Annotated in this window: 1 pseudogene; it reads left to right on the top strand. The window is 65.5% G+C overall.

Annotated features, from left to right (window positions below):
* Positions 1–284, top strand: a pseudogene (locus ACL02T_RS35070) (diaminobutyrate--2-oxoglutarate transaminase); the annotation flags it as partial.

Genomic DNA, 284 nt, shown 5'->3' with positions numbered 1-284 from the left:
GCACTGAACTACGGGCACAACCCCGAACCGCTCAAGCAGAAGCTGCTGGAGTACCTGGCCCGGGACGGGGTCACCCACGGCCTGGACATGTACACCACGGCCAAGGGCGAGTTCCTCAAGACCTTCCGGGAGAAGATCCTCGCCCCGCGCGACCTGGACTACAAGGTCCAGTTCCCCGGCCCGACCGGCGCCAACGCCGTGGAGTCCGCCCTCAAGCTCGCCCGCAAGATCACCGGCAAGGAGGCGATGGTGAACTTCACCAACGCCTTCCACGGGATGACCCT

Source organism: Pseudonocardia oceanicola (genome assembly GCF_047200735.1).
Taxonomy (GTDB): domain Bacteria; phylum Actinomycetota; class Actinomycetes; order Mycobacteriales; family Pseudonocardiaceae; genus Pseudonocardia.
This window is presented reverse-complemented; position numbering and strand designations above follow the sequence as displayed.